Annotated in this window: 20 protein-coding genes; 7 read left to right on the top strand and 13 right to left on the bottom strand. The window is 53.1% G+C overall.

What is annotated here, in order from left to right:
• Nucleotides 1-7 precede the first annotated feature (7 nt).
• Nucleotides 8-1,432, top strand: a complete 1,425-nt coding sequence (locus tag ACR0D7_RS02840) for a uracil-xanthine permease family protein (protein WP_480677648.1) — start codon at nucleotides 8-10, stop codon at nucleotides 1,430-1,432.
• A gap of 221 nt (nucleotides 1,433-1,653) precedes the next feature.
• Here the strand turns inward: ACR0D7_RS02840 and bhcD are convergent, their stop codons facing one another.
• The 4 genes from bhcD to bhcA all read right to left on the bottom strand — a co-directional run bounded on the left by bhcD (nucleotide 1,654) and on the right by bhcA (nucleotide 6,084).
• Complete coding sequence (gene bhcD / locus ACR0D7_RS02835; RefSeq protein ID WP_480677647.1) at nucleotides 1,654-2,619, bottom strand: iminosuccinate reductase BhcD; 966 nt, start codon at nucleotides 2,617-2,619, stop codon at nucleotides 1,654-1,656.
• Nucleotides 2,620-2,734: 115 nt separating this feature from the next.
• Nucleotides 2,735-3,898 (bottom strand): 3-hydroxy-D-aspartate aldolase BhcC, encoded by a 1,164-nt coding sequence (gene bhcC, locus ACR0D7_RS02830; RefSeq protein ID WP_480677646.1) that lies wholly within the window; start codon nucleotides 3,896-3,898, stop codon nucleotides 2,735-2,737.
• Nucleotides 3,899-3,925: 27 nt separating this feature from the next.
• A complete protein-coding gene (gene bhcB, locus ACR0D7_RS02825; RefSeq protein ID WP_480677645.1) occupies nucleotides 3,926-4,894 on the bottom strand; it encodes a beta-hydroxyaspartate dehydratase BhcB in 969 nt (322 codons plus the stop codon).
• Complete coding sequence (gene bhcA / locus ACR0D7_RS02820) at nucleotides 4,894-6,084, bottom strand: L-aspartate--glyoxylate aminotransferase BhcA (protein WP_480677644.1); 1,191 nt, start codon at nucleotides 6,082-6,084, stop codon at nucleotides 4,894-4,896. The genes bhcB and bhcA overlap by 1 nt, the downstream gene beginning before the upstream one ends.
• Before the next feature lie 169 nt (nucleotides 6,085-6,253).
• On the opposite strand from bhcA, the gene bhcR reads away from it, so the two are divergent.
• On the top strand, nucleotides 6,254-7,102 hold the full coding sequence (gene bhcR, locus ACR0D7_RS02815) for an HTH-type transcriptional regulator BhcR (RefSeq protein WP_170381632.1): 849 nt from the start codon (nucleotides 6,254-6,256) through the stop codon (nucleotides 7,100-7,102).
• Nucleotides 7,103-7,130: 28 nt separating this feature from the next.
• On the opposite strand, the gene ACR0D7_RS02810 is transcribed toward bhcR, so the two are convergent.
• Nucleotides 7,131-7,952 (bottom strand): bifunctional allantoicase/(S)-ureidoglycine aminohydrolase, encoded by an 822-nt coding sequence (locus ACR0D7_RS02810; RefSeq protein ID WP_170381631.1) that lies wholly within the window; start codon nucleotides 7,950-7,952, stop codon nucleotides 7,131-7,133.
• A 336-nt stretch (nucleotides 7,953-8,288) separates the two neighbouring features.
• Here ACR0D7_RS02810 and ACR0D7_RS02805 point away from each other — a divergent pair, with 336 nt between their 5' ends.
• Nucleotides 8,289-8,666, top strand: coding sequence for a nuclear transport factor 2 family protein (locus ACR0D7_RS02805; protein WP_170569169.1), 378 nt, complete (start codon nucleotides 8,289-8,291; stop codon nucleotides 8,664-8,666).
• Between the two features lie 212 nt (nucleotides 8,667-8,878).
• A complete protein-coding gene (locus ACR0D7_RS02800) occupies nucleotides 8,879-9,724 on the top strand; it encodes a universal stress protein (protein ID WP_480677643.1) in 846 nt (281 codons plus the stop codon).
• Between the two features lie 80 nt (nucleotides 9,725-9,804).
• Here ACR0D7_RS02800 and ACR0D7_RS02795 read toward each other — a convergent pair whose 3' ends face one another.
• Both ACR0D7_RS02795 and ACR0D7_RS02790 read right to left on the bottom strand, forming a co-directional pair.
• Complete coding sequence (locus ACR0D7_RS02795; protein ID WP_480677642.1) at nucleotides 9,805-10,368, bottom strand: flavodoxin domain-containing protein; 564 nt, start codon at nucleotides 10,366-10,368, stop codon at nucleotides 9,805-9,807.
• 347 nt (nucleotides 10,369-10,715) lie between these two features.
• Entirely contained in the window at nucleotides 10,716-11,900 is a 1,185-nt protein-coding gene (locus tag ACR0D7_RS02790; protein WP_480677641.1) for a ferredoxin reductase family protein, read from the bottom strand.
• Nucleotides 11,901-12,376: 476 nt separating this feature from the next.
• Here ACR0D7_RS02790 and ACR0D7_RS02785 point away from each other — a divergent pair, with 476 nt between their 5' ends.
• On the top strand, nucleotides 12,377-13,969 hold the full coding sequence (locus tag ACR0D7_RS02785; protein ID WP_480677640.1) for a trypsin-like peptidase domain-containing protein: 1,593 nt from the start codon (nucleotides 12,377-12,379) through the stop codon (nucleotides 13,967-13,969).
• Here ACR0D7_RS02785 and ACR0D7_RS02780 read toward each other — a convergent pair whose 3' ends face one another.
• Both ACR0D7_RS02780 and ACR0D7_RS02775 read right to left on the bottom strand, forming a co-directional pair.
• On the bottom strand, nucleotides 13,970-15,586 hold the full coding sequence (locus tag ACR0D7_RS02780) for an MFS transporter (RefSeq protein WP_480677639.1): 1,617 nt from the start codon (nucleotides 15,584-15,586) through the stop codon (nucleotides 13,970-13,972).
• Nucleotides 15,587-15,631: 45 nt separating this feature from the next.
• Nucleotides 15,632-16,849, bottom strand: coding sequence for an APC family permease (locus tag ACR0D7_RS02775; RefSeq protein WP_480677638.1), 1,218 nt, complete (start codon nucleotides 16,847-16,849; stop codon nucleotides 15,632-15,634).
• 512 nt (nucleotides 16,850-17,361) lie between these two features.
• On the opposite strand from ACR0D7_RS02775, the gene ACR0D7_RS02770 reads away from it, so the two are divergent.
• Together ACR0D7_RS02770 and ACR0D7_RS02765 are read left to right on the top strand one after the other, a co-directional pair.
• Nucleotides 17,362-17,811, top strand: a complete 450-nt coding sequence (locus ACR0D7_RS02770; RefSeq protein WP_480677637.1) for a phasin family protein — start codon at nucleotides 17,362-17,364, stop codon at nucleotides 17,809-17,811.
• A 57-nt stretch (nucleotides 17,812-17,868) separates the two neighbouring features.
• Nucleotides 17,869-18,276, top strand: a complete 408-nt coding sequence (locus tag ACR0D7_RS02765; protein WP_480677636.1) for a universal stress protein — start codon at nucleotides 17,869-17,871, stop codon at nucleotides 18,274-18,276.
• A gap of 132 nt (nucleotides 18,277-18,408) precedes the next feature.
• Here the strand turns inward: ACR0D7_RS02765 and ACR0D7_RS02760 are convergent, their stop codons facing one another.
• The 4 genes from ACR0D7_RS02760 to ACR0D7_RS02745 form a co-directional block, all read right to left on the bottom strand.
• On the bottom strand, nucleotides 18,409-19,800 hold the full coding sequence (locus tag ACR0D7_RS02760; RefSeq protein ID WP_480677635.1) for an alpha/beta fold hydrolase: 1,392 nt from the start codon (nucleotides 19,798-19,800) through the stop codon (nucleotides 18,409-18,411).
• Between the two features lie 159 nt (nucleotides 19,801-19,959).
• A complete protein-coding gene (locus ACR0D7_RS02755; RefSeq protein WP_480677634.1) occupies nucleotides 19,960-20,325 on the bottom strand; it encodes a cupin domain-containing protein in 366 nt (121 codons plus the stop codon).
• Nucleotides 20,326-20,402: 77 nt separating this feature from the next.
• Nucleotides 20,403-21,848: a phospholipase D family protein gene (locus tag ACR0D7_RS02750; protein ID WP_480677633.1), complete on the bottom strand. Its 1,446-nt coding sequence runs from the start codon at nucleotides 21,846-21,848 to the stop codon at nucleotides 20,403-20,405.
• Nucleotides 21,849-22,669: 821 nt separating this feature from the next.
• Nucleotides 22,670-24,148, bottom strand: coding sequence for a sensor histidine kinase (locus ACR0D7_RS02745; RefSeq protein WP_480677632.1), 1,479 nt, complete (start codon nucleotides 24,146-24,148; stop codon nucleotides 22,670-22,672).
• Between the last annotated feature and the right edge of the window lie 284 nt (nucleotides 24,149-24,432).

The raw sequence follows: 24,432 nt of genomic DNA, 5'->3' as shown, positions 1-24,432 counted from the left end.
AGACCAAATGTCAGATGCAACCATCGGAACGCCGGAACAACTCCGCGATCCGAATTACACTCCGCCACTCGTAAAGGCGGTGCCACTGGGAATTCAGCATGTGCTGGCGATGTTCGTGTCCAACGTCACGCCAGCCATTATCGTTTGTGGCGCGGCCGGGTTCGGGTTTGGTTCGAACAGTCCCGATTTTCCGCAGATGATCTACATGATCCAGATGTCGATGTTCTTTGCGGGTGTCGCCACGCTATTTCAATCCATCGGTGTGGGTCCTGTTGGTGCCCGTCTGCCCATCGTGCAGGGCACGTCGTTTGCCTTCATCCCGATCATGATCCCGTTGGTGGTGGGGAAGGGCGTTGATGCCATTGCCGTCCTGATGGGGGGCATTGTTGTTGGTGGTTTGTTTCACGCCTTCCTTGGTTTGTTCATTGGGCGTATTCGCTTTGCGCTTCCGCCTTTAGTTACAGGTCTAGTGGTGACCATGATCGGCTTGGCGCTGGTTAAGGTCGGCGTTCAGTACGCCGCCGGTGGTGTGCCAGCTATTGGCACCGAGGAATATGGCTCTGGCCTGAACTGGTTCATGGCCGGAATCGTGATCGTCGTAACGCTTGGGTTGAAGTTCTTTGCGCGGGGCATGCTGTCGGTGTCGGCTGTTTTAATCGGCCTGCTCATCGGATACGCCGTAGCTTTTGCTCTTGGCCAAGTAAATTTGGGCAATGTCGGTCGTGCAGCGTCGTTCGCACTTCCGAACCCGCTGCATTTCGGTATTGAGTTCTCGGTCGCGGCCATCATTGGTTTCTGTGCAATGTCCTTTGTGTCGGCTGTTGAAACCGTCGGGGATGTATCCGGTATCACCAAAGGGGGTGCGGGACGGGAAGCAACCGACAAGGAAATTGAGGGTGCTACTTACGCCGATGGTATCGGCACCGCGATTTCTGGTCTCTTTGGCGCGTTGCCGAACACGTCGTTCAGTCAGAACGTTGGCTTGATCGCCATGACCGGCGTGATGAGCCGAATGGTCGTTACTATCGGCGCGCTCTTTCTGATCGTGTGCGGCCTTGTTCCGAAAATTGGTGCTATTATCTCTTCGATCCCGATCGAGGTTCTTGGCGGCGGTGTCATCGTGATGTTCGGAATGGTGGTTGCGGCGGGTGTTTCGATGCTGTCGGATGTGAATTGGAATCGTCGCAACATGGTGATCTTTGCGATTTCGCTGAGCCTTGGTTTGGGTTTGCAGCTAGAACCCGGTGCCCTGCAGTATCTTCCGGGCACTCTGAAGGTTCTGGCCACATCTGGTATCCTTCCCGCCGCGGTCATCGCGATTGTTTTGAACCTGGTTCTGCCCGAGGAGCTCTCGGACGAAGCCACGGAAGAGGTTTCTGGTGGCATGGCGGGTCATGGCCTTGGCTCCATCGAACATGACGATCACGTTTGATGAATGAAGGTGACGCTCTGAGCGTCACTGCAGACAATAAAGCGGCGCGCCATGGCACGCCGCTTTATTGTCCTGAATTCCGTCCGTTGTGGAAAAACTTATTTTTCACCAATTCGAATGGCGGAAGTGGCAGGTTGGCCCGCGGCTTCAGGCATTCGTCAGACAGGAATTCTTAAAACCAGTGCAACCTGTCAGCAAGGACCGGTTGCACTCAGGTGCCTTCAGAAATCGACTTCGATTGCGATTCCTTTTTGAACGGCAAGTTCAACCACAGATGCGGCGACTGCGAGATCCTGAAGACCTACGCCTGTGCCATCGAACAGTGTTATTTGATCGTCTGATGTCCGGCCCGGGTTTGTGCCGTTAATGACGGCGCCAAGCTGCGCCACGTCGCCTTCTTTGATCAGGCCCTGCGCCACTGCGTGCTGTGCTTCGCCGATGGTGATGGATTGCGCGACTTCGTCCGTGAAGACACCCGCTTTGGCCAGCAGTGCTGCTTCCACCTCTTGCTTGCCCTTGGTGTCCGTTCCCATACAGGCGACATGAGTTCCGGGGCTGACATGGTCCGCCATCAGCGACGGTGCAAATGCCGAAGTAATCGAGATGATCACATCAGCCTCTGTCATCCCTTCCAACTCGACCGCTTCGAAGGGAACGCCGGCTTCATTCGCGACCTTCTCGATATTCGGCAACATCTCAGGGTGGTAGTTCCAGCCTTTAACCTTCTCAAAAACGCGTTGCTCCAACGCCGCACGAAGCTGAAAGGCTGCCTGGTGGCCAGCGCCGATCATGCCGATCACTTTGGCGTCTGCGCGAGCAAGGTGTTTGATCGAAACGGAAGAGGCCGCTGCTGTTCGCAGGGCAGTCAGCAGGTTGCCGCCCACCATCGCCGAAGGTTTTCCAGTATCGGGATCAAAAAGAAATACGGTCGACTGGTGGTTGATCAGCCCGCGTTTTTCCAGGTTATTCGGCCAATATCCACCCGCTTTCAGGCCAAGTGTCAGGCCCGCGCGGTCAAACCCGCCCTTGAAACCATAAAGCGCATCTTCATGCCCGATGGCTTCGCGTACGACAGGAAAGTTATAGGCGTCGCCCGACGCCATTGCAGCAAAGACCTTTTCGACGGCATCAAAGGCCGCTTGGCGGGTCATCAGGTCAGCGATTTCACGCTCGGGTACGATCAACATGTCTTTCTCCACTCAAAATTCGTGCGCCCGTGTGCCACCGCCGGAAGGAGAGCATACACACGGGCGGCTGTCCGGCTACTCCCGAGCCGGACCTCCCTACCTTTATAAGGCTGGATTAATAAGCGCGGCCGCGCGCGGACACCGGCCAAACGCATTCCACTTTGCCGTTCCGGACGCCGACGTACCAATCATGCACGTTTGCGGTCGGGTCGCAGTGCCCCGGCACCAGCTTCAGTTTGTCGTTGACCTGCAGCACCCCGTTCGGGTCCATGACGACGCCATGCTCGTCTGAGCATTTGATGTATTCGACATCGTCGCGGCCAAAGACAACTGGCAGGCCGCTGTCAACCGACTGCGCCTTGAGGCCTGCATCGACGATCGCCTTGTCCGTTTTGGCGTGGCTCATGACGCTGGTCAGGATGAAGAAGGCATTTTCCCACTCCCCCTGGTCGATCCGATTGCCGTCTTTGTCCAGAATACGGCCGTAGTCGGCATCCATGAAGGCGTAGGACCCGCACTGCAACTCGTTGTACACGCCCGAGTTGGACTCGAAATAGTAGGAACCGGTGCCACCGCCCGAGACCAGCTCGCATTCGATGCCTTCGGCTTTCAGGCCCTCTACGGCGTCTTTCACCATCGCGATTGCCGTATCGAGTTTTTCCTTGCGTGCCTCGTAGCTGTCGAGGTGCTGCATCGCGCCTTGATAGGCTTGGATGCCAGTGAATTTCAGGTTGTCGGCGGCCTCTACAGCTTTGGCAATCTCGATCACGGCCGGTGTCGTGGTCACGCCGCAACGTCCTGCACCGCAGTCGATTTCAACGAAGACCTCCAACTGTGTTCCGTGATCGACAGCCGCACCTGAAAGATCTGCAACATTGTCCAGATCATCAACACAAACGATGATACGGCTGCCCAGCTTTGGCAGGCTTGCAAGACGGTCGATTTTGGCAGGGTCTCGCACTTGGTTCGATACCAGAACATCCTTGATACCACCGCGAACGAAAACTTCCGCCTCAGAAACTTTCTGACAGCAGACACCTACAGCGCCGCCGATTTTCTCCTGTAGCTTGGCCACGTCCACAGACTTGTGCATCTTGCCGTGTACACGGTGACGCATGCCGTGGGCCTTGGCATAATCGCCCATCTTCTTGATGTTGCGCTCAAGCGCGTCGAGATCCAGCACAAGGCTGGGGGTCTGGATATCTGCTTCATCCATTCCTGGCTTGGCCGGAATGTCATAGCCTACTTCGAAATTGTCGAGATTGGTCATATCTTTCATTTCCGTATTCCTATGTCGGGATTGATGTCACGTGTTCAGCCAGGGCAGCTTGTCCAGATCGACATTGCCTCCAGTTATGATCAGGCCGACACGCTTGCCTTTGAATGCGTCCGGGTTCTTTAGAACTGTTGCCAACGGCACGGCCGAGGATGGCTCCATTACGATCCGCAGGTGCTTCCACGTCAGTTTCATCGCGTCGATGATCTCTTGCTCTGAAGCTGTGTAGATTTCAGAGACGTGGTTGGACACGAAGTGCCAGGTGAGGCCCTTCAGCGGCACCAGCAGCCCGTCGGCAATCGTTTTCGGTGCGTCATCCGCAATGATGTGGCCAGCCTTGAAGCTGCGATAGGCATCATCAGCCTGTTCAGGCTCTGCCGCGATGATCGCTGTTTCCGGTGCCAAGGTAGACAAGGTCAGGCAGGTGCCGGATACCATGCCGCCACCGCCGATGGGCGCAACAACAGCATCCAGGCCGTCGGTCTGTTCAATGAACTCGCGTGAGCATGTGCCCTGTCCGGCGATCACGCGCGGATCATTGTAGGGGTGTACAAAGTCCCCACCCGTGGCCGCCTGAACCTCGGCAAAGGTCGCCTCGCGAGACGAAGTGGAGGGTTCACATTCCGTGATCTTCCCACCATAGCGGCGAACTGTGTCTTTTTTCGCCTGCGGTGCCGTGCGCGGCATCACAACATTGCAGGGAATGCCCCGCTTCATAGCCGCATAGGACAGGCACGACGCATGGTTGCCCGAGGAATGGGTTGCGACGCCTTTTTTTGCTTGCTCATCATCAAGCCCGAACACCGCGTTGGTGGCGCCTCGTACCTTGAAGGCGCCCGGTTCCTGAAAGTTCTCGCATTTGAAGAACAGCTGCGCACCGGTCAGTTCGTTGAGATAGTCGGATGTCCGTACCGGCGTGCGGCGGATATAGGGCTCGATCCGGGTATGAGCCGCGAGCATGTCCTCATAAGTAGGGATGTACATGTTGCAATCCTTCATCATGCGGCGTCCTTTTGAACGGCCGCGGGATGACCGCGATAGTATTCCTGCGCAGCCGCTACGCCCGAGCCCAGTTCGATGTTCAGACCCAGATCTGCCATGCACATTTCAGCGGTGGCGATCCCGGAAAGGGCCATGACATCCGTCAGGCTGCCCAAGTGTCCGATGCGGAATACCTTGCCGGCGACTTCACCAAGGCCAACGCCGAAGGCAACGCCGTATTTGTCGGCAGCATGGGTAACGATATCCGTGGCGTTGAAACCGTTCGGCGTACGGATCGCGCTTACGGTGTCAGAATACACCGACGGGTTGGTCGCGCAAAGCTCCAGCCCCCACGCTCCCACGGCAGCGCGAACGCCTTCGGCAATGCGGTGATGGCGGGCAAAGACGTTTTCCAGACCTTCATGCAGCAGCATGTCGCAGGCCTGGTTGAGGCCGTTCATCAAGCCAACTGCAGGCGTGTAAGGATAAGCGTTATTGGCGTAGCCCTTGGCCATGTCATGTACGTCAAAGAAGGTACGAGGCAGGGTGCCGGTTTTGGTCGCCTCCATCGCCTTCTGGCTGAAGCCAACGATGGCAAGGCCAGCTGTCAGCATGAACCCTTTTTGCGAGCCCGTGACGGCAACGTCGACTCCCCATTCATCAAAGCGGAAATCCATCGACGCGATAGAAGATACGCCATCAACGAACAGCATAGCTGGGTGCCGGGCCGCATTCAAAGCCTTGCGCACGGCGGCAATATCCGACTTCACGCCAGTTGCCGTTTCGTTATGCGTGGCAAGAACCACTTTGATTTCGTGGTTCGTGTCGGCAGTTAGAATCTCTTCGTAACGGTCGGTCGGTATCCCTTCGCCCCAAGGGGTCTCGACGATTTCAACATTCAGACCGTGGCGCTGGCACATGTCGATCCAACGGTGGCTGAACATGCCATTGCGTGCCGCCAGAACCTTGTCACCGGCGGACAGAGTGTTGGTCAAAGCCGTTTCCCAACCGCCGGTTCCGGTCGAAGGGAAGATGAAGACTTCGGCACTGTCGCTTTTCAGAATTTTCTGCACACCCGCGCGCGCAGGATGCAGAATTTGCCCGAACAGCGGCGAACGATGGTCGATCGTGGGCATGTCGCAGGCCTTGCGCAGGCTTTCAGGAATGTTGGTCGGGCCCGGGATGAAAACGGGATTTTGAAAGCTCATGGATGGTCTCCTTCCGTCGTTGGTCACACAATAAGTTCCCGTCGTTCCGACCGATATATTTTTGAAAATGACTTTCAAAATGCGTTCGGTCGGATTTAGGTTATAGTTGTCAAATGCTTACATTTTTCATATGATGAATTAATCTTTCACGAATGATCAGAGGGTTTTTATGGATTCTCAAGATAATGCTCCCGAAATCCGCCGAAAAGCCCGTGGACGACCTCGGGGATGGGACGATAAGACAGCGCAAAACACGATCAAATCTCTCGACCGGGCGATGGAAGTTTTTGAGTATTTGAGCGAGGCGCAAGGCAAGGCGTTAACCGCGCTGTCCGATGAAATGGGCCAGTCACCGGCAACGGTCTATCGTATTCTCGTGACGCTGGAGGGCAGGGGGCTTGTGGAATTTGATCACGAGGAACAAGTCTGGCACATCGGTTCCCGCGCGTTCGTGATTGGCTCACGCTTCCTGCGTCGCACCAGCCTTGTGGACCGGGCAAGACCAGTGATGCGAAAACTCATGGAGGCTACTGGCGAGACCGCAAATCTGGGGGTGGAGAAAGAAGGTTCGGTTCTGTTCCTGAGCCAAGTGGAAACGCATGCTAGCATCCGTGCATTTTTTCCACCCGGTACGCTGTCACCAATGCACGCATCGGGGATTGGGAAAGCGCTGCTGGCCTTTATGGACGAGGACAGGTTGGACAGACTATTGGCCAACGTGCAGCTACAGACGTTTACAGAAAGGTCGATTACCACTCCGGCGGCGTTGAAAGAGGACCTTGCAGCTGTCAGGGCGCAGGGTTTCTCAGTGGACAATGAAGAAAAGAACGCGGGCATGCGTTGTATTGCGGCACCGGTTTTCGACATCAACAGAGAAGCGGTTGCAGGGATATCAGTGTCCGGGCCGACAAGTCGGGTCAGCGAGGGTGAAATTGAACGGCTAAGCCGCCCCGTTATCGAGGCGGCTCATCAGCTAACACTGGCCATCGGCGGGCGCGTTATTCCGCCGCCGCCCTGAGACGCTTATGTTGCTCATAAGCGGTGGGTCACGGTCGCAGTGCCATATGTCGGTTTACATCCTTATAAAGCAGGTAACGGAACTTGCCCGGACCACCTGCATAGCAAGCCTGGGGGCAGAACGCCCTTAGCCACATATAGTCACCGGCTTCCACCTCTACCCAGTCATTGTTCAGTCGGTAGACCGCCTTTCCTTCCAGAACATAGAGACCATGCTCCATGACATGGGTTTCAAGAAAGGGGATGACTGCGCCGGGTTCAAAAGTCACCACGGTAACGTGCATGTCGTGTCGCAAATCGCTTGGGTCGACAAATCGCGTTGTGGCCCACTTTCCGTCTGTCCCGGGCATAGGTGTTGGTGCGATCTCATTTTCGTTGAGGATAAGTATGTCAGGGCTATCAAGGCCTTCGACGGCTTCATAAGCCTTTCGAATCCAATGGAAGCGCAGGATTTCTTCCCCTTGATTTCGCAGGGTCCAATCACTTTCTGGGGGCAGGTAGGCGTAACCTCCGGGCGTCAGTTCATAGGTTATGCCCTCGGCGACTAAGGTGGCAGTGCCTTCGACCACAAACAAAACGCCTTCGGCCTCGGGATCGGTCTCGGGCCGGTCAGAGCCACCGCCGGGCTGAACTTCCATGATGTATTGCGAAAAGGTTTCGGCAAAGCCGCTCAAAGGACGGGAGATTACCCACAGTCGTGTGTTTTCCCAAAACGGCAGGAAACTGGTCACAATATCCCGCATCGTACCCTTTGGGATCACGGCATAAGCTTCGGTAAAAACGGCCCGATCAGTCAGCAGTTGTTCCTGCCCGGGATGTCCACCGTGTGGTGCGAAATACTTGGTGCTCATGTGTGCTCCTGAAGAAATGCCGTGTGCTCCAAAATATGCGCCGAGCGAATTGGGCGAACCACCCGCAAAAATGCGACAGCACTATTCGAAAAGTTTTGAAAAATCCGTATTATGCAGGCTGAGACTGGTTCGAGTTTGTGTGACAGCACCATCTCTTCAGGATTCTCTGAGTTGTCTGCCATCACTGATCCTCCGAATTTGCGGGCAAATTTAACCCAGATGGCGACCCCTTAAGCGGGCCACTCCACTTTATCCGGTCGGTTAAATTCATTGATCCTTGTCAATAATGGCAAAGCGAAAAAGAGGTAATGTGCCTGTACAAACAGAGGGTTTATCATGGAAGCACTAATCGAAACTGGAAAGGCATTCGTTCAGGCAATGCGTGATCGCAGAGGCCTTGCAAACGTCGATGAAATGTACGCGGAGAACGCGCAGTCAATTGAGGCCGTTGTGCCTCCGGTTCGACAATTTCGCATTACCAAGAGCCGGGATGCTATCAAGGGGAAAAGAGAAGATTGGCTGGCTTCGCACGAAATTCTGGAACTCGACGTGGACGGTCCCTATGTTCACCCCCCAAACCGTTTCGCAGTGCGGTTCAAAGCTGAGGTGAAGCAGAAGGAAACAGGGCAACTCATGACCCTGCGCGAAATCGCAGTTTATTCGGTAGCTGAGGGCAAAATAGTACTGGAAGAGTTCTTCATGTTACCAAAATAGGAAGAACGACCGATGGCGTTGCGCAAATATTATCCAAATGTTCGAAATATGATTGTGTGAGAGTTCTGGCGCGCCAGTTGCTCTGCTGCTCACATATTTCGAACACGGGATGTCGCACAATGATCGGGATCATTGCCGAACTCCACAGGGCTGCAAAGATGTTATCTTGGTCAGCTTCTTAACCGCTGGAGTGTTTTGATCGGAGATCAGGTATGAAACGTAGGAGTTCTAATTATTTCATTGGCGCAGACACCAGTGATAAATCGATATTGGATTGCGCTGAGGCCGCTCAAAGTCATCAAGGTCATTTAAACTGCATCCTCCTCGCTTCGTTACCGAACCTGCCATACTTCAAGTATGGAACCAGTAAGTTCTTTGAGGCAGGACTGCCGGCCAATTGGTTAGATCAATTAGAAGAAAAGAGGGCCGAACTAGAATCCCGCGCCGCTGAAGTTGATGCACTGCTGGCAAGCAAGGCCATATCGGCAAACGTGAAAGTTTCCATTGGCTCAGGTGCGGATTTAAAGCATCTGGCAGCGCGGCAGTCGTACACCTGTGATGTTGCCTTCCTAGACGCGGGATTGCGCAATGACCCCGAAATATTTCGCGAGGTTGGGCATGGAGTGTTGTTCCATTCACCAGCCGCCTTGATGATCAATGGAAATCCGTTTGCTCACCGTGGCTGTGTTGTCTTCGCATGGGATGGAAGCTTCGCTGCATCTAGGGCTGCGCACTTAGGTTTGCACTATTTTCTGGAAGCCAAGGAAGTTGTGATAGCTTGCATTGATCCGCCTTCGGCACATGATCCAGAAGGCCAAGACACTGGTACCGACATTGCCACGTGGCTCAGTCATCATGGGTGTCGCGTAACCGTGTCTCAGTTCCCTAGGGGTGGTCTTACGATTCAGCAATGTATTCAAGAGCGTGCTAAAGAAGTAGGCGCTGACCTTATTGTTATGGGCGCCTACGGACATTCATATTTTCGCGAGTCCGTTTTTGGTGGAACCACGCAGGCGATGTTGGAACAAGCAAGTTTTCCTGTCTTGTTTGGGCACTGAATTTCGCAAGCTGCCCAGAAAGCTTTTGCGCCCGGTGGAAGGATCTGACCGCAAGCGACGCGGGGTCTAATAAGGCAGCTTTACTGGCTTATCTGAGTAAGGTCGGTATCGGTCACGTAGCTCCCGTCCAAAAACCCCATCACCGTGGATTGTAGTGCGTCCCAATCGGTAAACTCTTGTGTGCCATCTTTGGGATTTACTTTCTGTCCTAATAGAACAACGTGCTGAATGATCTCTTTGTCAAAATAGTCATAACTTTCGGGCCGCACTGCGCCGGCGACCAGCGCGGACGCGTCTGGTTTCAAATTCGTTCGCAGCAACATTTCAGTCAGATAGTCCCTGGCCTCTTCCTGTCCTGATGCAAAAGCGGCCTTTAGGCTAACAGAAAGCACAAGAGATTTTACTGCCGCCAACGCCTCCTTGTGCGAGCTTACAAAAGCTTCAAATGACTTCGGGTGTCGGCGTTGGTGGACGGGTGCCAAAAGTATGACTTGGTCCATGCCGTCCAGTGAAACTTGGCCGGTTAATTCATCGGTATTGATCAGGTTTGCTGTGTATCCAGCTGCCGTGGTGATGTCGTTGATAAAATTTGCAATTTTGGCCGTTTGGCCCTCAACAGTAGCGAATGCAATAAGCACTGTCATTCCGATCCTCCCAAAAATCGGTCTGAATAGCGTTCCGAGTATGGTGAGTTTGAGTGTGTAGGCCCTTGATCTCAATCAAATGTGCGGTTTTCCCGCGACTGCGGTTATGTGTTTCGTAGCCGTGCGGTATTTCCGACCGAAAGGCCAAGAAGCATTCCTTCGTCAAAATATTGAGCTACGCGTACAATCTGTACTGCGTGTTTGGAAGTTCCTCCAAATTTGGCGCAACGATCAACGGGATGCCGCGTTACCTTAGAGCAAAGGCCAAAAGTGTGCTGCAAATTGATAAGTTTATGCCCCAAAAAACTAGCCTGACGCGACGGCGCATGGGGATGTTTCGGAAAGGATCAATCATAGTCAAATCTTTCAGACAAAATTCGCTGTGACGCTGAACCCCGAGCAATAAGGTGATTTTCGACAGTATCCATCATGGCATTGGGTCCGCAGATTACGAATAGCCAGCTTTCAAAGTGTTCCGAGGACAAAACGCGATCCAACAATGGGCCGTCAATCCGGCCTGTTTCTCCGCACCAATTTTCCGGCGGTTCAGATAGAACAAAAATCGTATCTTCTTTGGACAGTTCTTCCCGATAAACAATCTGCTCCTCTATACGGTTGCCATAGATCAATTTTACGTCGCGTTGATCTGTGTTCATACGGGTTTGTCGCAATATGCTCAGCAGCGGAGCGATGCCGACACCACCCGCCACCAGAACGATGCCGTGTTCCGCGCGGTTGTTGACTGACAGGTTTCCGTGCGGACCGTCTAGATAGGCCATGGTGCCCGGAGCGATTTGCCCGAGTTCACATGTGAAATCTCCCAGCTCTTTTATCACGAAAGAAATTGCGGGGCCGTCGGCTGGGGCCGAACTGATTGAGAATGGATTTTCATGCAATGAAAACGGGCTGTGCCCGACATTCATCCAAGCGAATTGACCGGCCTGAAAGGCAAAACCTTCATGGCCATCTGGCGTCAGTCGCAGTTCCCATTGTTTTGGTGTCAGTCGTGTTACAGATGCGACGCGCCATGCCTTCTGCACCTGACGCAAAGGCTTGATAAGGTAGACATAAAGTAGCGTGCCGATCGCAACGCTCGTCATTGCAAACCACAAATAAATCAGCTGCGGATGCCCACCGTATCGACCGGCATAGACTGTGTGATGTAACAGCAGGCAAGCAAGAACCAAGGCTCCGAGGCCGTGCAACAGGCGCCAGGTTTCATATTTGTAATCAAGGGTTTTTCGGACAATCGCAGATGCGATCAGAATGAATAGCAAAAAATAGGCCGCTATGCCTGAGGCCAGCGCGGGAAAGTCGGTCGTAATCGTCAACTGACGCGATACGTCCCACGGACGGTGTCCGCCAGAGGGCGTGCCCTGATACAGCAGCGGGTGCAGCAGCGCAAACCCGAGCGCAGTGCGCGCCATAAGCTGATGCATCCGCATGGTGACATCCATCCCAACACTGGAAGAAATGACTCTGAAACGTCCCGACAGCAGGAATTCCATTAAGATGATCGAAAACCCGAGCATTCCAAGCCCGGAGGCGAGCTCTTGATGAAACGGTCGCGGCGGCCAACCGAGGGACCAGGATAATCCCAGCGGAGCAAGGCTAAATGTCAGATAAATCAGGGCTAGATACGGCCACTTCATTCGGTTTTGCTCCAATGTACGAAAGGGAGGCCACTCCTGATTGGTCCTGGGGGTACGCTAGGCTGAGCAAAATATGCGATCAAGACCCTTGTGATTGCGCAAGATCGAGGTGTCCTCTAGGTAAAAAGCTTCGCTATCCATTCTCGTTTTGTAGGCCATTGGCACAGACGGCTGGTCATTGACCGGCCCTCTTTGAGTTGAGACCCAATAAATTTTTGATTGGGCAACATCTGCCAAATCTACCAAAACGGCATGCTCGGATTGTGGTCTAAGTGATTGTTGCACCTAAGGTGGACAGTGGGATTTGAGTTGCCGCGTGTTACAGTACCTTTGTGGCCTTTGAAGCGGGTTCGAAGATGCAAAATCTGGATGACAATGGCGTGAGACCACCGCCGGGCGTCGGTGACAGAGACGTACGTGCCTATCTAGAGAGCCTGACCGGCCCGTCGCGTGGAAACGTGACTTGGCTTGTCGACAACGCTTTGACCGTTTCAGTCGGCGAAAACAGAAACCTGAGCCTTCGGCCTAAAGACGACACGCCACCGCATGACAACGATATCGCGACCCTTCAGTGGGTCGACGACAGCTATACGGTATCTGCGGTACCTGGGCGAAATGTATGGGTTAATGGGCAAAAAGTATCGTCAACACGTCTTGGGTTTGGCGATATGGTTGAGTTCGGCGAAAAAGGTCCGATGTCTCGGTACAGATTATGCAATCACTCGTTTCCTGCACATCATACGGTGGAAGACATCCTGAGCGACGCCTACGCTTACGCCCGGATGAGCCGCCGACCTTTCGCCAGAAGGATGTCCAGCGCGCTGAGTGACAGCGGACGCCGGCTTGCATCCCAGACCACTATCCTTTTCAGGATCACTGTCCTTGCTGCGTTACTTGTCATCGCTGGTCTTGTGTTCCTGCTTTATCAAAACGACAGAAGGTTGGCGGACAGTATCGAACAGGAAGCCCATAAGATCGAAGCGGTTGCGGTCATGCTGGCGCAGACGCGAGAGGACGTGCTTACGCCCGAAGATTTGGCCGCTCTTAGAAGTGCGTTTGAAAATCAGGTCATGTCGACCGAAGAGCGCCTTGGAACGCTTGAACAACAAGCGGGTGCACCAACACGGATTATCAAGGCCTCAACCCAGTCTGTTGCCTTTATCCAGGGTGCATATGGATTGCGTCACATAGAAAGCGGGAAGTTGCTACGGCACGTGTTGGGGCCGAATGGTGAAAGGCTTCAAACTCCGTTCGGGCAGCCTTGGATCGAGCCAGACGCGACGGGCGAACCTGCTGAATTCCAGTTCACAGGAACGGGTTTTCTGCTTGAGGGGGTTCCTTTGTTGGCCACCAATCGTCATGTCGCGTTGCCCTGGACTTCCGGAGACAGGGAGAAAGCCCTTAAAAATGCAGGGCTGGAGGCGGAAATGCTGAGACTGTTGGCTTATCTGCCCGGTCACTCCGAACCAATAGAGGCCAATCTGGATCATTATAGTGAGATGGCAGATTTGGCGCTTTTGTCCGTCGATCCGGGCCGGGTGCAGGGGCTTGGAATTCCGCTGGCCGAAACCGCGCCGCGTGTCGGCGAAGAAGTATACTTATTGGGATACCCAACGGGTTTAAAGGCGCTGATCGCGCAGGCTGGGCGGGACTTTCTGAAAACGGTTGAGGAAGAAGGAACCATTAATTTCTGGTCGATTGCGTCCCGGCTTTCCGAGCAAAATAAAATTCAACCGCTTGCCAGCCGGGGTATTGTGGCGCGAACAAGTCTGGGTTCCCTCGTATATGACGCAGAGACCACATCCGGCGGGAGTGGGGGGCCTGCGTTGAACCGCAAAGGTGAGGTGGTTGCAATTAACGCTGCGATCTTGCCTGAATTCGGCGGTTCAAATATCGGCGTTCCGGTTGCGCATCTCAAAGCTTTACTGGGTGAGGCAAAAAGCCAGTGATTACTCGCTGGTTTGGAAACGAGAGCATTGCACACAAAAGACCACCGTCAGCGGAACAACCACAGAGATCAAGGCAGCCACGATCAACAAGTACCCAAGTTGGCTGTAATCTGCGGTGGAGGTGACGACACCGGTTTCCGGGTAAGTGACCGCGCGCGTAACGACGAATGTTTGGTTCAGGTACTTGGTGCCAAGGCTGCTGGCCGACAATGCCATGTTGGTGAACGATGCCATCACCGCAAAAAATGTCGCTTTCAGGTGAACTGGTGCGTTGCGTGCAATCCAGGCCAACATCGGAACCATCGCTATCTGGCCGAGTGGTGACTCGACAGCGGTATCGAGAATGGCAATAAATCTTGCATCGACGACACCACCAGTATGTGCCGCCGTCCACTCATGCACACCATAATAAAGGGCAAGGTTGGGCAGGGCGAGGAAACCCGCAGCAATTGTCAATACCACTACAACCTGCGCAATTGAGCGATTTGCCATAAAGGGCCTCAGAACGATTAATCCGAGCAAAGCCAGCAGGGACGTCAACAAAGCGAGGATCGCCAGGAACTGTTCATCAAATCCCAATTCATCAATTTCGAACCAAATCAGGCCCGGACCGGGTAGAGGGACAGCGCGAAAAACAAAAATAATTGTCGCCGTTCCGATCAGGGCTTTCGCCTGTGCGGGTTCCAACTCTCTCAGCAGACGTGACATGAGATATATGATCACAGTAAGGGACACGGCAAAGATGGTCTCTTGGGCAAATTCGAAATCGGCGGTGCCCAACACGATGCTAAGCACTACAAACGCAAGCCCGCCTAACAAAATGGGCCAATTGACCTCGGTGGCCTGTTCTGGGGCGTGAGGTGGGTGGCCTCGTCGAATGCGCTGCCGCTGGATTAATGTGTGGAGCACAACTCCGCTGACCGAGAGCAAGGGGATGATCAGGGCAATCAGGTAAACTTGGCCGTAAAGCCCGAGACGATCTGGTTTTTGCAGATCTTCAGTTCCGGAGAAAATCCAGATGTTCACCGCCGCAACAGCTGCAAACCCGGATATGATCGAAACTCTGCCCAAAGTTTGCATCGTAGTGTGCTGCGCACGGGTCTCTTCTGGCGAGAACGGCCGACCATCTTGATTGATCTTGGGCACCGCTTCGACCGTCATGGCGTCAGCTACGACATCCTGAATGGCATAGCCCGAAGGGGCAAGGAGCAGCGCGATAACGTACCAGTCTTCCAATGGCATGACCCTGGCCATTTCCAGCGGTGCAGTCACAAGACCGTACATTGTAAGCAAGGATAGGGTGATCAGTGACGCGCCAAGCAGGATCAGCAGGGACTTCCAACGCCAAAATAGATCAACAATATGGCCAAGCGGCATTTTGAGGATCCAGGGAAGACCCGCCCAAAATGCCAGCCCCGCAATGAAAGACGCTGATAAATCAAGATAGTCTTTAAGAAAGAAGGCGCCAACGACCGATGTCAGACCGGACACGCCGGCCGCGAAATAGACCATCAAAGGTGGTAGATATGACCACTGCAACTGCTGAGCCAGATCCACAAAGGTTCTGTGCCACCAGGCCGAGAGCTGCGTTCCTATGGAAGATCGGTCAGTGTTCATCTGTTCGAGAGTCGATCGGTAAAAGCCTGTTGCGGTTGTATGTTCTTAGAGAAATCCAGCCCCGAAAAGCAATGTACTGGTGATCACGCCAAGGATCGGTACGAAAAGAGGTACATGAAAGTGCTCTTCTGACTTGCTCGGCTTCATCTTCAACAGGATTAGCGAAACGTTGACCAGTACAAAGACGCCCAGAACGATCTGGGACGTACGTTCTGCTAGAATTCCGATTGGAAGAGTTTGGGTCAGAAACAGTATTGTCGCCACGACCAGCAGGGTGGCGACAACTGGCGTCTGGGTCGTTTGCGGCACTGTCGCCAGGGTTTTCGGCAGGTGGCCCCTGTCAGCAAGGCCGTAGATCACTCGTGATGCCATGATCATCTGGATCAATACACCATTGACCGTCGCTACAATGGCGACTGCAGAAAAACCCTGTTTGATCAACTCGGGCGCCTCTGAGAACACCAATGAAAGCGGAGCCGCGGAGGCGGAAAGAACATCAATCGGGACGACAAGCAGAACCGTCATTGAAGTTCCAAGATACAATACCGTTGCCAGAATGAGCGTCAGCAATATCGCCTTTGGGATTGTGCGGACCGGATCTTTTACCTCTTCCGCGACATTTGCCATATCCTCAAAGCCGACGAATGCAAAAAATGCGAGGAGCGAAGCGGCGAAGATGCCCCTCCACACGTCGATATCCAAGGAAGGCATCATTGAAGAGAGCGCGTATCCCTGTGGCTCCTCAATCGACATGCCCCAACTGATCACAAAGAGAAGGCCCGCGATCTCGATGACCGTAATGACTGCCGCGACGACCACGGACTCAGTTATACCCCAGATCGCGATGAGCCCCATGAGAAGCACAACGCTGATGGTCAAAACAGAAATGCCAACACCGGTCAAAGCGTGCAGATATGACGCCGCACCAATCGCGACTGCAGAAGCGGAAATAACCCCAGACGCAGCGACGGCAAGGCCGACCAATACTGCCATCCAGTTTCGTTGAAACCCCGCTTGGACATAGGCTGCCTCACCTGCGCTGACGGGATAACGAGTAGCGAGCACCGCGTATGAAAGCGCGGTCAAAGATACCACTAGCGCAGCGACAACAAATGAAAATGCAGCATACGGGCCTGCTATGTTTGCCGTTGCGCCAACCAGTACGTAGATTCCTGCTCCAACCGTAACACCCAAGCCGTAAAGTGTGAGCAGCGGAGTTGTGAGGGCCCTTCGAAGTTTTTGTTTTGGTTCAACAGCATTCATGTGTTTTCTCATCGAAGGGTTTCCGATTTAGCACCGCAAGCATAGCCAATAGTGATGTCGCGTGCTTGCCTGCCGTCAGGCCGTCGGGTTTGTCCCACCGCAACTGAGCGGAACGTCCAGTGTCTCAACCCGTATGGCCACTTAGATGCCACTCAACTAAAAAGGGGCTCGCCATCACTCTTGCCGAGCCCCTTGGTGGAACTTCCACGCCTTTAAAATTCCGTTTGCCGTCGTGTTCGATTGGGGACAGGTCGACAAACGTAGATCACTCTTAAACATTCACATTTTACAATGTGAGGTTCTCAGACGCTATGATCTATGTCAATCAACATGTCCAGCCGGGCCTAGTTGATCGGGCGCCAATCCGGTGGGAATGGGTGCACTAAAGATTGAATAAACCGCTGCGATTTCCTGCCGGAAAGGCATAAAACAAGGGGGGTTGATCTGCATTAAGGTGCGTTTCTTGTGCCTTTGGTAAGATAGGTCATTCAGGAAATACGGAGGACCTTTCGATGCCAAACAAGAACTCCAATCCAGGTTACCCAACAAATCTTGTCGACGTTTTCAAACAGATGCAGCCGCCTGCCTTAGGCAGCTCGGCATTTGGCGCGCAGATAGAACAGTTCTGGGACGCACAGGAAAAAATGCTAGCGGAAACTGAGGTCTTTGCTCAGCATTGGTTCGAACGCCGCCACGAAGCCGTTCGCAGCGCTTTGCAAGCAGCGCGTAGTGCGTCGTCCGCGAACCCATCTGACCCGACGAAAGCCCTGCAGAGTATGGCAGAGTGGCAGCGTCATTCGGCCGAACGGTTGGTTGCTGACGCTCAAGAATGGTTCGAAACGGTGGCCCGTTGTGCGGCTTATGTTGCCGAAACCGAGGCCGAGGCAGTCGAGAAAACTGTTGATGACGTAGCTTCCACTGCGAAGAAAATGGGGAAATCCTCAAAATCTGAACCTGTTTAAGGCTTTGGCGAATGGCGTCGTCACCAAGGATATTAGTGGCAGAAAAGGGGAGTGCACATGTACAAAAACATCCTGATTCCGGTTGCTCTGAGTAAAGACCACGAAGCGCAGTCTTCTTTTGAAGCAGCGCGCTTGCTGGCCGATACTGATGCGGTTTTCACGATATTGCACGTCCACGAGCCGATCCCTGTATATGCGGCATCCCAGATACCGATCGAAGTTCTTGAAAATACGCGACATGAAATCCAGGAAAACTTGCATCAGTGTGCCGAGGAAATCCCTGGTGCAAGGGCGAGGCTGATTTCGGGGCATGCCGGTCGGGCTATTGTCGATTTCGCAAATGAAAACGACATTGATTGCATTGTTCTGGCTTCGCACAAACCCGGCTTTGAAGATATATTCCTCGGCTCTACTGCAAACAGGGTCGTTCATCACGCAAGGTGCTCGGTACACGTTATTCGCTAAACCGGCTAAGGGGTTTGCTAACCTCTCATTTGGTCTCTCAGATTGTTCTGGAAGAGCTTGAGTTAACGCAAGGCAAGAGACTGGTTGGCTTCCGAGCTGGCTAGTCTGTACTTCTTTCTGCTAAGCAATGCGTCAATCTGAGTTTTCCTTCAGAAATGGTTCAATTTCCTGAAAGAATTCATCAAACCCTGGATGACCGCGTATCATGCAGTGGTTTGCTCCGGGGAGTTCAATAAATTCGGCAGTAGGGATTGCCCGAGCCGTCTTACGCCCTTCACTTATAGGCGCCGCCATGTCGCCCCTTGAATGCAGAACCAGTGTCGGAGTCTTCAGGCTTTGTGCGTCCGCGCTGGCGTCTATGTAGGCGTTCATTTCCAAAATACGCAAAGCGATTTCCGGGCTTGCGGAAATACGCTGCATTTCGTCAAAGCTGGCACCTTCCTCGGGGGTCGCGTCCGGCATGTAACTGGATGTAAAGAAATGCCGGTAAACAGGGTTGGGTGACCCCCAGCCAGAAGACACCATTGCGCGGGCGGCTTGGTAGAATTGTTCTGCTTCTGGGTCTTCTCGCATCATGCGGCCTCGTAAAAAGCCACCAAGAAGAACGAGAAACTTCACCCGTTCCGGGTATCTTGCCGCAAATCGAATTGAAAAAGCAGACCCTTGGCTGATACCCAGCAAGCCAAAGCGCTCAAGCCCGGACGCATCGGCGACCGCAACCATGTCGTCGATCATCCGGTCTTCTGAAATGTCATCAACATCCCAGTCAGATAGCCCGTTGCCACGCTGATCAAACCGAACCAACTGGCAGAGTTTGGACATCTCGGACAGGAAGTCACCCCAGACCGGGCTGGTCCACTCATGTTCTATGTGGTTTAGCCAATTCGGTGCTTTCAATATCGGCACGCCTTCTCCGGTCGAGGCCCACGCGAGATTGGTGCCATCTGCCGATTTGCAGAATTTTACGCGTTGCTGGAGCGAAATCTCCGGAACCTCGCGCGCAGGTGCTGCCTTAGGTGACCAGTGCCAGACACGAATGGGGCGGCTGATGTTTTTTACACGTTGCCCGCCCATGTCGCGGAACGGGGCGTCGATGCGGTCCTGAACTGCCTGATGCACGATGTCCGATACGCATACGCCACCAGGTTCCGCCAACCCTTCAAGCCGCGCGGCCACGTTCACACCATCCCCGAAAATATCGCCTTCGTCGAAAATCACGTCGCCCAGATTAATGCCGACGCGAAACCGAATTCTCTGATCATCGTCTAACTCTGTTTCATTCAGACTCATCACCTGTTGGATTTTGACGGCACACTGAACCGCGTCCTGTACGGACTCGAATGTGGCCAACATGCCATCTCCGGTGGTTTTGACGATATTCCCGCGACGGCGCGTGATTTCCGGATCAATCAGTTCGCGTCGGTATTTCTTTTGACGCGACAAAACACCCAACTCGTCCACTTCCATCAAGCGCGAGTACCCGACCATATCGGCGGCCAAAATTGCCGAGAGGCGTTGTTTCAAAGCAATCCCCCCTATGCCAGTTGACAAAAAAGAAGCCTTACCGGCGCCAACGTGACGTAGCCATTATAGCGCGAAATTGTCGTGCGGTAACGATGCTTTCAGAAGAAGGGTTGTTCAGGGTTACGCTTTGCGCGAATGAAGTCGCGGAATACTCCAAAATCACTCGTACTGAATGATGACGGCCTCAAAATCTTCTTCGCTTGTGACCTTTGTGTGATGGCCTTTTCCGAACTTGTCTTCCATATGCCATACGTCGCCCCGGCTGATCGTTCGAAATTCTCCATCGCTTGCGGTTACGTGCATCGTGCCCGCAAGGCAAATCAGCCTCTGAGCGACTGGTGTAGGGTGGATTGGTTCGTCCCAACCAGAACGGAGCCTCAGGAACATAACCCGTTCGACTTGTTCTGGTTCCGAAATCTCGATGGCCTGGGCGGGTGGGGCGAAACTCCGCTCTTTGACTTTGACCTCGATGTCGTCCCAGTGACTTTCACCAGCGGCGTCGACGTAGAGTTTGTAATACTTCACGATCAAATTCCTTTCCGCCTTTGGCGTACCAAGGTTTAGATGCAATTCCGCAAGTCGCGCGGGCTTATCAAAGCGCCCTAAAGCTGAGAGCCGATTGGTAGAATGCTCAGAAAGCCTGCGACTATGTGATCCCAGGTCGTGCCGGTCGGCTCTGCATCATATTCAAGGATTGTGCCATCCTCGCCTAGGGTCGTCCACTTAAGCTGGCCCGCGTCCTCAAGTGTCACGTGATAGGTGTATGCTGGTAGTGCATCGTCCAGGGCGCCCATGGTGTTAACAGTCAGTGTCGGTGAGTCGATCAGGATGCCCATTTCCGTATTGATATTGACCGAACGCGGATCCCAGTTGAACGACCCGACGAACAGATACCGATCATCCACAGCGAACGCTTTCGAATGCAGGCCGGACTGGGATTGAGCCCAGTTGATACCGCGACGTTGCACTTGATAGGCGTCTGGTCGCAACTCGTAGAGCTCGACTCCACCGCGTAGCAATGCCCGGCGTTTCTTGGCGTAATGCGCGTAGACCGGGGCAACGTCATTAGAAGCCAGTGAGTTTGTCACAACTTTCACGTCGACGCCGCGATTTTCCAGTTCGGTTAACCATTTCACACCGTTGTTGCGCGGCACGAAATACGCCGAAACGATATTCACTTCGCTGCCGGCATTTTCGAAATACGGAAGCAGTTGCGATGCAAGTATCGGGCCCGAATTCTCAAGCCCTGCTGCTTTGGAAGGTGGATCCGCGTAGAGTTTTGCTGGCACCCAATCCAATGAAAGCGCACCATCTGCAAAGTTCTCTTGAGCGGTCTTCTTCAAAGCAGTGCCGTATTGCGTTTTTTTCGCTTCTTCCACCAAGTCGTTGAGCCTGTCGCGCGCGTCGCTCAAGCTGAACGTCTCGGGTTCGCCAACGACTATTCGGGCGGGAACGGCAAACTCACTATTCCAATACGAGTCAAAACTTTGCGATACCTCATTTACGACGGGGCCGGTGGCCAGAACATCCAAATCAGCATAGTTCATTTCTTTTCGCGCCAGAAAATATTCTGCGCCGACGTTCCGTCCACCGACAATCGTAAACACGTTATCCGCAGTCATGGATTTGTTGTGCATTCTGCGGTTGATGCGTTTGAAATCTGTCAGTCCCGCAATGACGAGGCTTTGATCCCGCCAGAAGGGATTGAACAGCCTGATTTCGATGTTTTCATGATAATCCAGTGCGGCTGTCATTGCGTCATAACTGGACGTGTCCATGTCATCCAGAAGCAGGCGGACTCGTACACCACGATCCGCCGCCCGTAGAAGGCTGGCCGCAAAAAGGTGGCCCGTGGGGTCGTTGTGCAGAAGATAGTATTGCGCGTCGATCGTTTGCTCGGCAGCGGCGGCCAATAGGAGTCTTGAGACGAGAGCTTGTTCGCCGTCACTGATCAGTCTTACACCTGACCGTCCATCCTTGGGGTCCCCTAGACGGTTGGCCGCTTGTCCAAGAGCCGTGTGTGAATTTGCTGGCAGAGAGATCGACACGGTTTTTTCATACGTGCGAGTTCTAGGAGCGCAAGCGGCCAGAAGCAGAGTGCAACAAACACCAACAACGAAAGCACTTGGCTTCATCGATTCCCTCCAACGGTCACCTTCTAGGTGACTATGCCAGTGGGCGCGATTGCAAGGCTGTTCTTTGAAGAATGAGGAAGTTTCGTCACGCGGTATTTTCCGCGAAGTCGTCTGTGCTGTGTTTTCTCAAAGACAGAAACGCGCAATTTCGAAACGCGAGCTGGCCTGCATTTACATGAGGATTGACACGTAGCTGGCAACAGATGCTTTCAGAAGGCAAAGGGCTATTAACAGAAAGCAAAAAGCCAAGGTGCCCAAGGACCAAGCAGCCTCGATAGAGAATTTGAGGGAGCCATTCTCGCTCGGGTCTTGAACTGCGACCTCGGTACGATTCAACGGCGGGAACAGCTCCCTTTTGCTTTGTTTAACCATGTTCAACTCATTACATCACTACAAGAACAACTTTATTAACCCTCGCATTAACCGAATGTGAATTCCGGGATTTTGCTGTTAATTCTGTACATTTTGAGTTGTTTTCGGGGGACAGTAATCTCACGCATGCCCCACTGTTCACGAATCCTCAGTTTTTCGGGGGGTGCTTATTGGCGAAATTTCAAACTGCAGAGTCTTTGCCCGTGGGATGCTGTAGCGAAGAGAAGCTTGTGCCGTGAGATATGGAGCGTTTATTGCGAACTCCCCGCAGAAAACAGGTCAAAAAGACCTGAATGTTTTTACAAACATAAAGGCAAAAAAGACCACCGGCAGGCAGGCTATCTGGAATTCAACAAGCAAGGTTAGCCGGGGTGAATTCCGGTCTTGTTGGCGATGGCTTGAACAGCAGGAGGGCTGCTTTGTTGGGTCGCGCCGATATTCAACGAACGAGACCGGCCTTTACTACCGGTCGAGACGGCAGTCAGTATAGGTAGATCAATGAAGAAGACCGTACCTTTGCCCAGTACACTCTTATAATCGATTTTGCCGTCAAAGTGCTCGATGATTTCCTTGGAGATATGCATCCCAAGCCCGGTGCCCCCGGCGTGGCGTTCATCAGATGAGTCAATTTGGGAGAAGCGGTCAAAAACCTTGTCCCGGCAATTTTTAGGAATGCCTATGCCTTGATCTTTTACAAAGATACGTATCTTTGCCCCTCGATTCCTACAGCCAACGGTGACTTTGCCACCGTCAAAAGAAAATTTCGCTGCATTGGAAATCATGTTCGCCAGTACTTGCAGCAGCCGCGATGCGTCGCCCCTGATATACACTTTGTCATTGCCACGTATGTCCTCGACAATTTCCACATTGTGCGCGCATACATATCCCAGATTGTGTGAAATCGCTTCTCGAACCAGGTCGTGAACATCAACTTTGCTCTCTTGGTATCTCATCTCGCCGGCTTCCATTTTTTGAATATCGAGCACATCGTTAATTAACGAGGCGAGGCGTTCACTATTCTTGGTCGCCAAATGAACGATGTTTTGCATCGGTTCAGGAATTTCACCTAAGGCGCCGGTATTTATCAGATCAAGCGATCCCTTGATCGACGTTAAGGGTGTGCGCAACTCATGGCTAACGGTCGAAATGAACTGGGACTTGGCGATGTACGCAGCCTTTGTTCTCTCATGCTCTTCCTTTAGCTTTTCAAGTTGCTCCAAGTTTCTTCGGTAGAGTTTTAGAAAGACCAAAGAACAGTCTATTAAGAAGTACATCACAAAAACGACTGTAAAAAATTGCAACCACAGATCAGATGAAAGGCCGGGGCGCTCGACCCAAATGTCCTTCACGACAATCACCATGAACGAAACACCATACAGCGACAGGCGGACAATCATCGCCCAGACGAACTGATGGTTGTTCATGGCAGCGAACAAGGCGGCTGCGAACAAGAAGAACAGGGGGGTAAAATGGCCCCCGGTCGGCTGCGAGAAGGCGACCGAAACTGTATATAAACAGATCGCAATAGAGCTGAGGATCGTATTCAGCAATATCCAGGTGACCATCATTGCAATTGCTTTGTGTTGGTCTGGCCTGAGGCGTGGCACTCGTTTTGCCAGTAGCAAGTCCTGCGCTTCGCAAATAAGTATCGTTCCGTAGAACAACAAAGCGTTGATGGGGTTGAAAAAGAACCCGGTCAGGATCGTCGTCGCCAGAAAAATAGCTTGTCGCTGCCACAAGAGCGCGAAGCTCATGGCAGTGTAATCCTTGATATTCTGCAGAAGCCGGTTTTCCGGTTCCCCGGTAGACTGGTCCAATTGCACTGGATCGATGGCCGTCATCCTAAAGTCTTCATTTTTCGCACCCTTGGAACTGTCATAACGAAACAATGAGGACGTAGTTGGTCGGAATTGGGTTCACAGTTTGGCGATAATTGTCAGGCTCATCTCCAAATTGTTGAGCTTGGGGGAGATTTCTGCATGGTATGCAGATGTGTGATTGTTGCGTATGTGCCTACATTGAGGTCAAAAGCCTATGATTTCATTGCACATATGGTGTTTTCCCACCTAGATTGGTGTCAAAGCAGGCTGAGGCACTTGAAGGAACCGCGATTTGACTGCGTTTG

This window comes from Ruegeria sp. BB7 (assembly GCF_056539365.1).
Note: the sequence above shows the minus strand (reverse complement) of the source record. Positions and strands in the feature narration are given on the sequence as shown.

Excerpts from the sequence above, each read along its gene's own strand:
- ACR0D7_RS02840 (WP_480677648.1), top strand. The coding sequence starts at position 8 with ATGTCAGATGCAACCATCGGAACGCCGGAACAACTCCGCGATCCGAAT.
- bhcD (WP_480677647.1), bottom strand. The coding sequence starts at position 2,619 with ATGTTGATCGTACCCGAGCGTGAAATCGCTGACCTGATGACCCGCCAA.
- bhcC (WP_480677646.1), bottom strand. The coding sequence starts at position 3,898 with ATGAAAGATATGACCAATCTCGACAATTTCGAAGTAGGCTATGACATT.
- bhcB (WP_480677645.1), bottom strand. The coding sequence starts at position 4,894 with ATGAAGGATTGCAACATGTACATCCCTACTTATGAGGACATGCTCGCG.
- bhcA (WP_480677644.1), bottom strand. The coding sequence starts at position 6,084 with ATGAGCTTTCAAAATCCCGTTTTCATCCCGGGCCCGACCAACATTCCT.
- bhcR (WP_170381632.1), top strand. The coding sequence starts at position 6,254 with ATGGATTCTCAAGATAATGCTCCCGAAATCCGCCGAAAAGCCCGTGGA.
- ACR0D7_RS02810 (WP_170381631.1), bottom strand. The coding sequence starts at position 7,952 with ATGAGCACCAAGTATTTCGCACCACACGGTGGACATCCCGGGCAGGAA.
- ACR0D7_RS02805 (WP_170569169.1), top strand. The coding sequence starts at position 8,289 with ATGGAAGCACTAATCGAAACTGGAAAGGCATTCGTTCAGGCAATGCGT.
- ACR0D7_RS02800 (WP_480677643.1), top strand. The coding sequence starts at position 8,879 with ATGAAACGTAGGAGTTCTAATTATTTCATTGGCGCAGACACCAGTGAT.
- ACR0D7_RS02795 (WP_480677642.1), bottom strand. The coding sequence starts at position 10,368 with ATGACAGTGCTTATTGCATTCGCTACTGTTGAGGGCCAAACGGCCAAA.
- ACR0D7_RS02790 (WP_480677641.1), bottom strand. The coding sequence starts at position 11,900 with ATGCTCGGGTTTTCGATCATCTTAATGGAATTCCTGCTGTCGGGACGT.
- ACR0D7_RS02785 (WP_480677640.1), top strand. The coding sequence starts at position 12,377 with ATGCAAAATCTGGATGACAATGGCGTGAGACCACCGCCGGGCGTCGGT.
- ACR0D7_RS02780 (WP_480677639.1), bottom strand. The coding sequence starts at position 15,586 with ATGAACACTGACCGATCTTCCATAGGAACGCAGCTCTCGGCCTGGTGG.
- ACR0D7_RS02775 (WP_480677638.1), bottom strand. The coding sequence starts at position 16,849 with ATGAATGCTGTTGAACCAAAACAAAAACTTCGAAGGGCCCTCACAACT.
- ACR0D7_RS02770 (WP_480677637.1), top strand. The coding sequence starts at position 17,362 with ATGCCAAACAAGAACTCCAATCCAGGTTACCCAACAAATCTTGTCGAC.
- ACR0D7_RS02765 (WP_480677636.1), top strand. The coding sequence starts at position 17,869 with ATGTACAAAAACATCCTGATTCCGGTTGCTCTGAGTAAAGACCACGAA.
- ACR0D7_RS02745 (WP_480677632.1), bottom strand. The coding sequence starts at position 24,148 with ATGACGGCCATCGATCCAGTGCAATTGGACCAGTCTACCGGGGAACCG.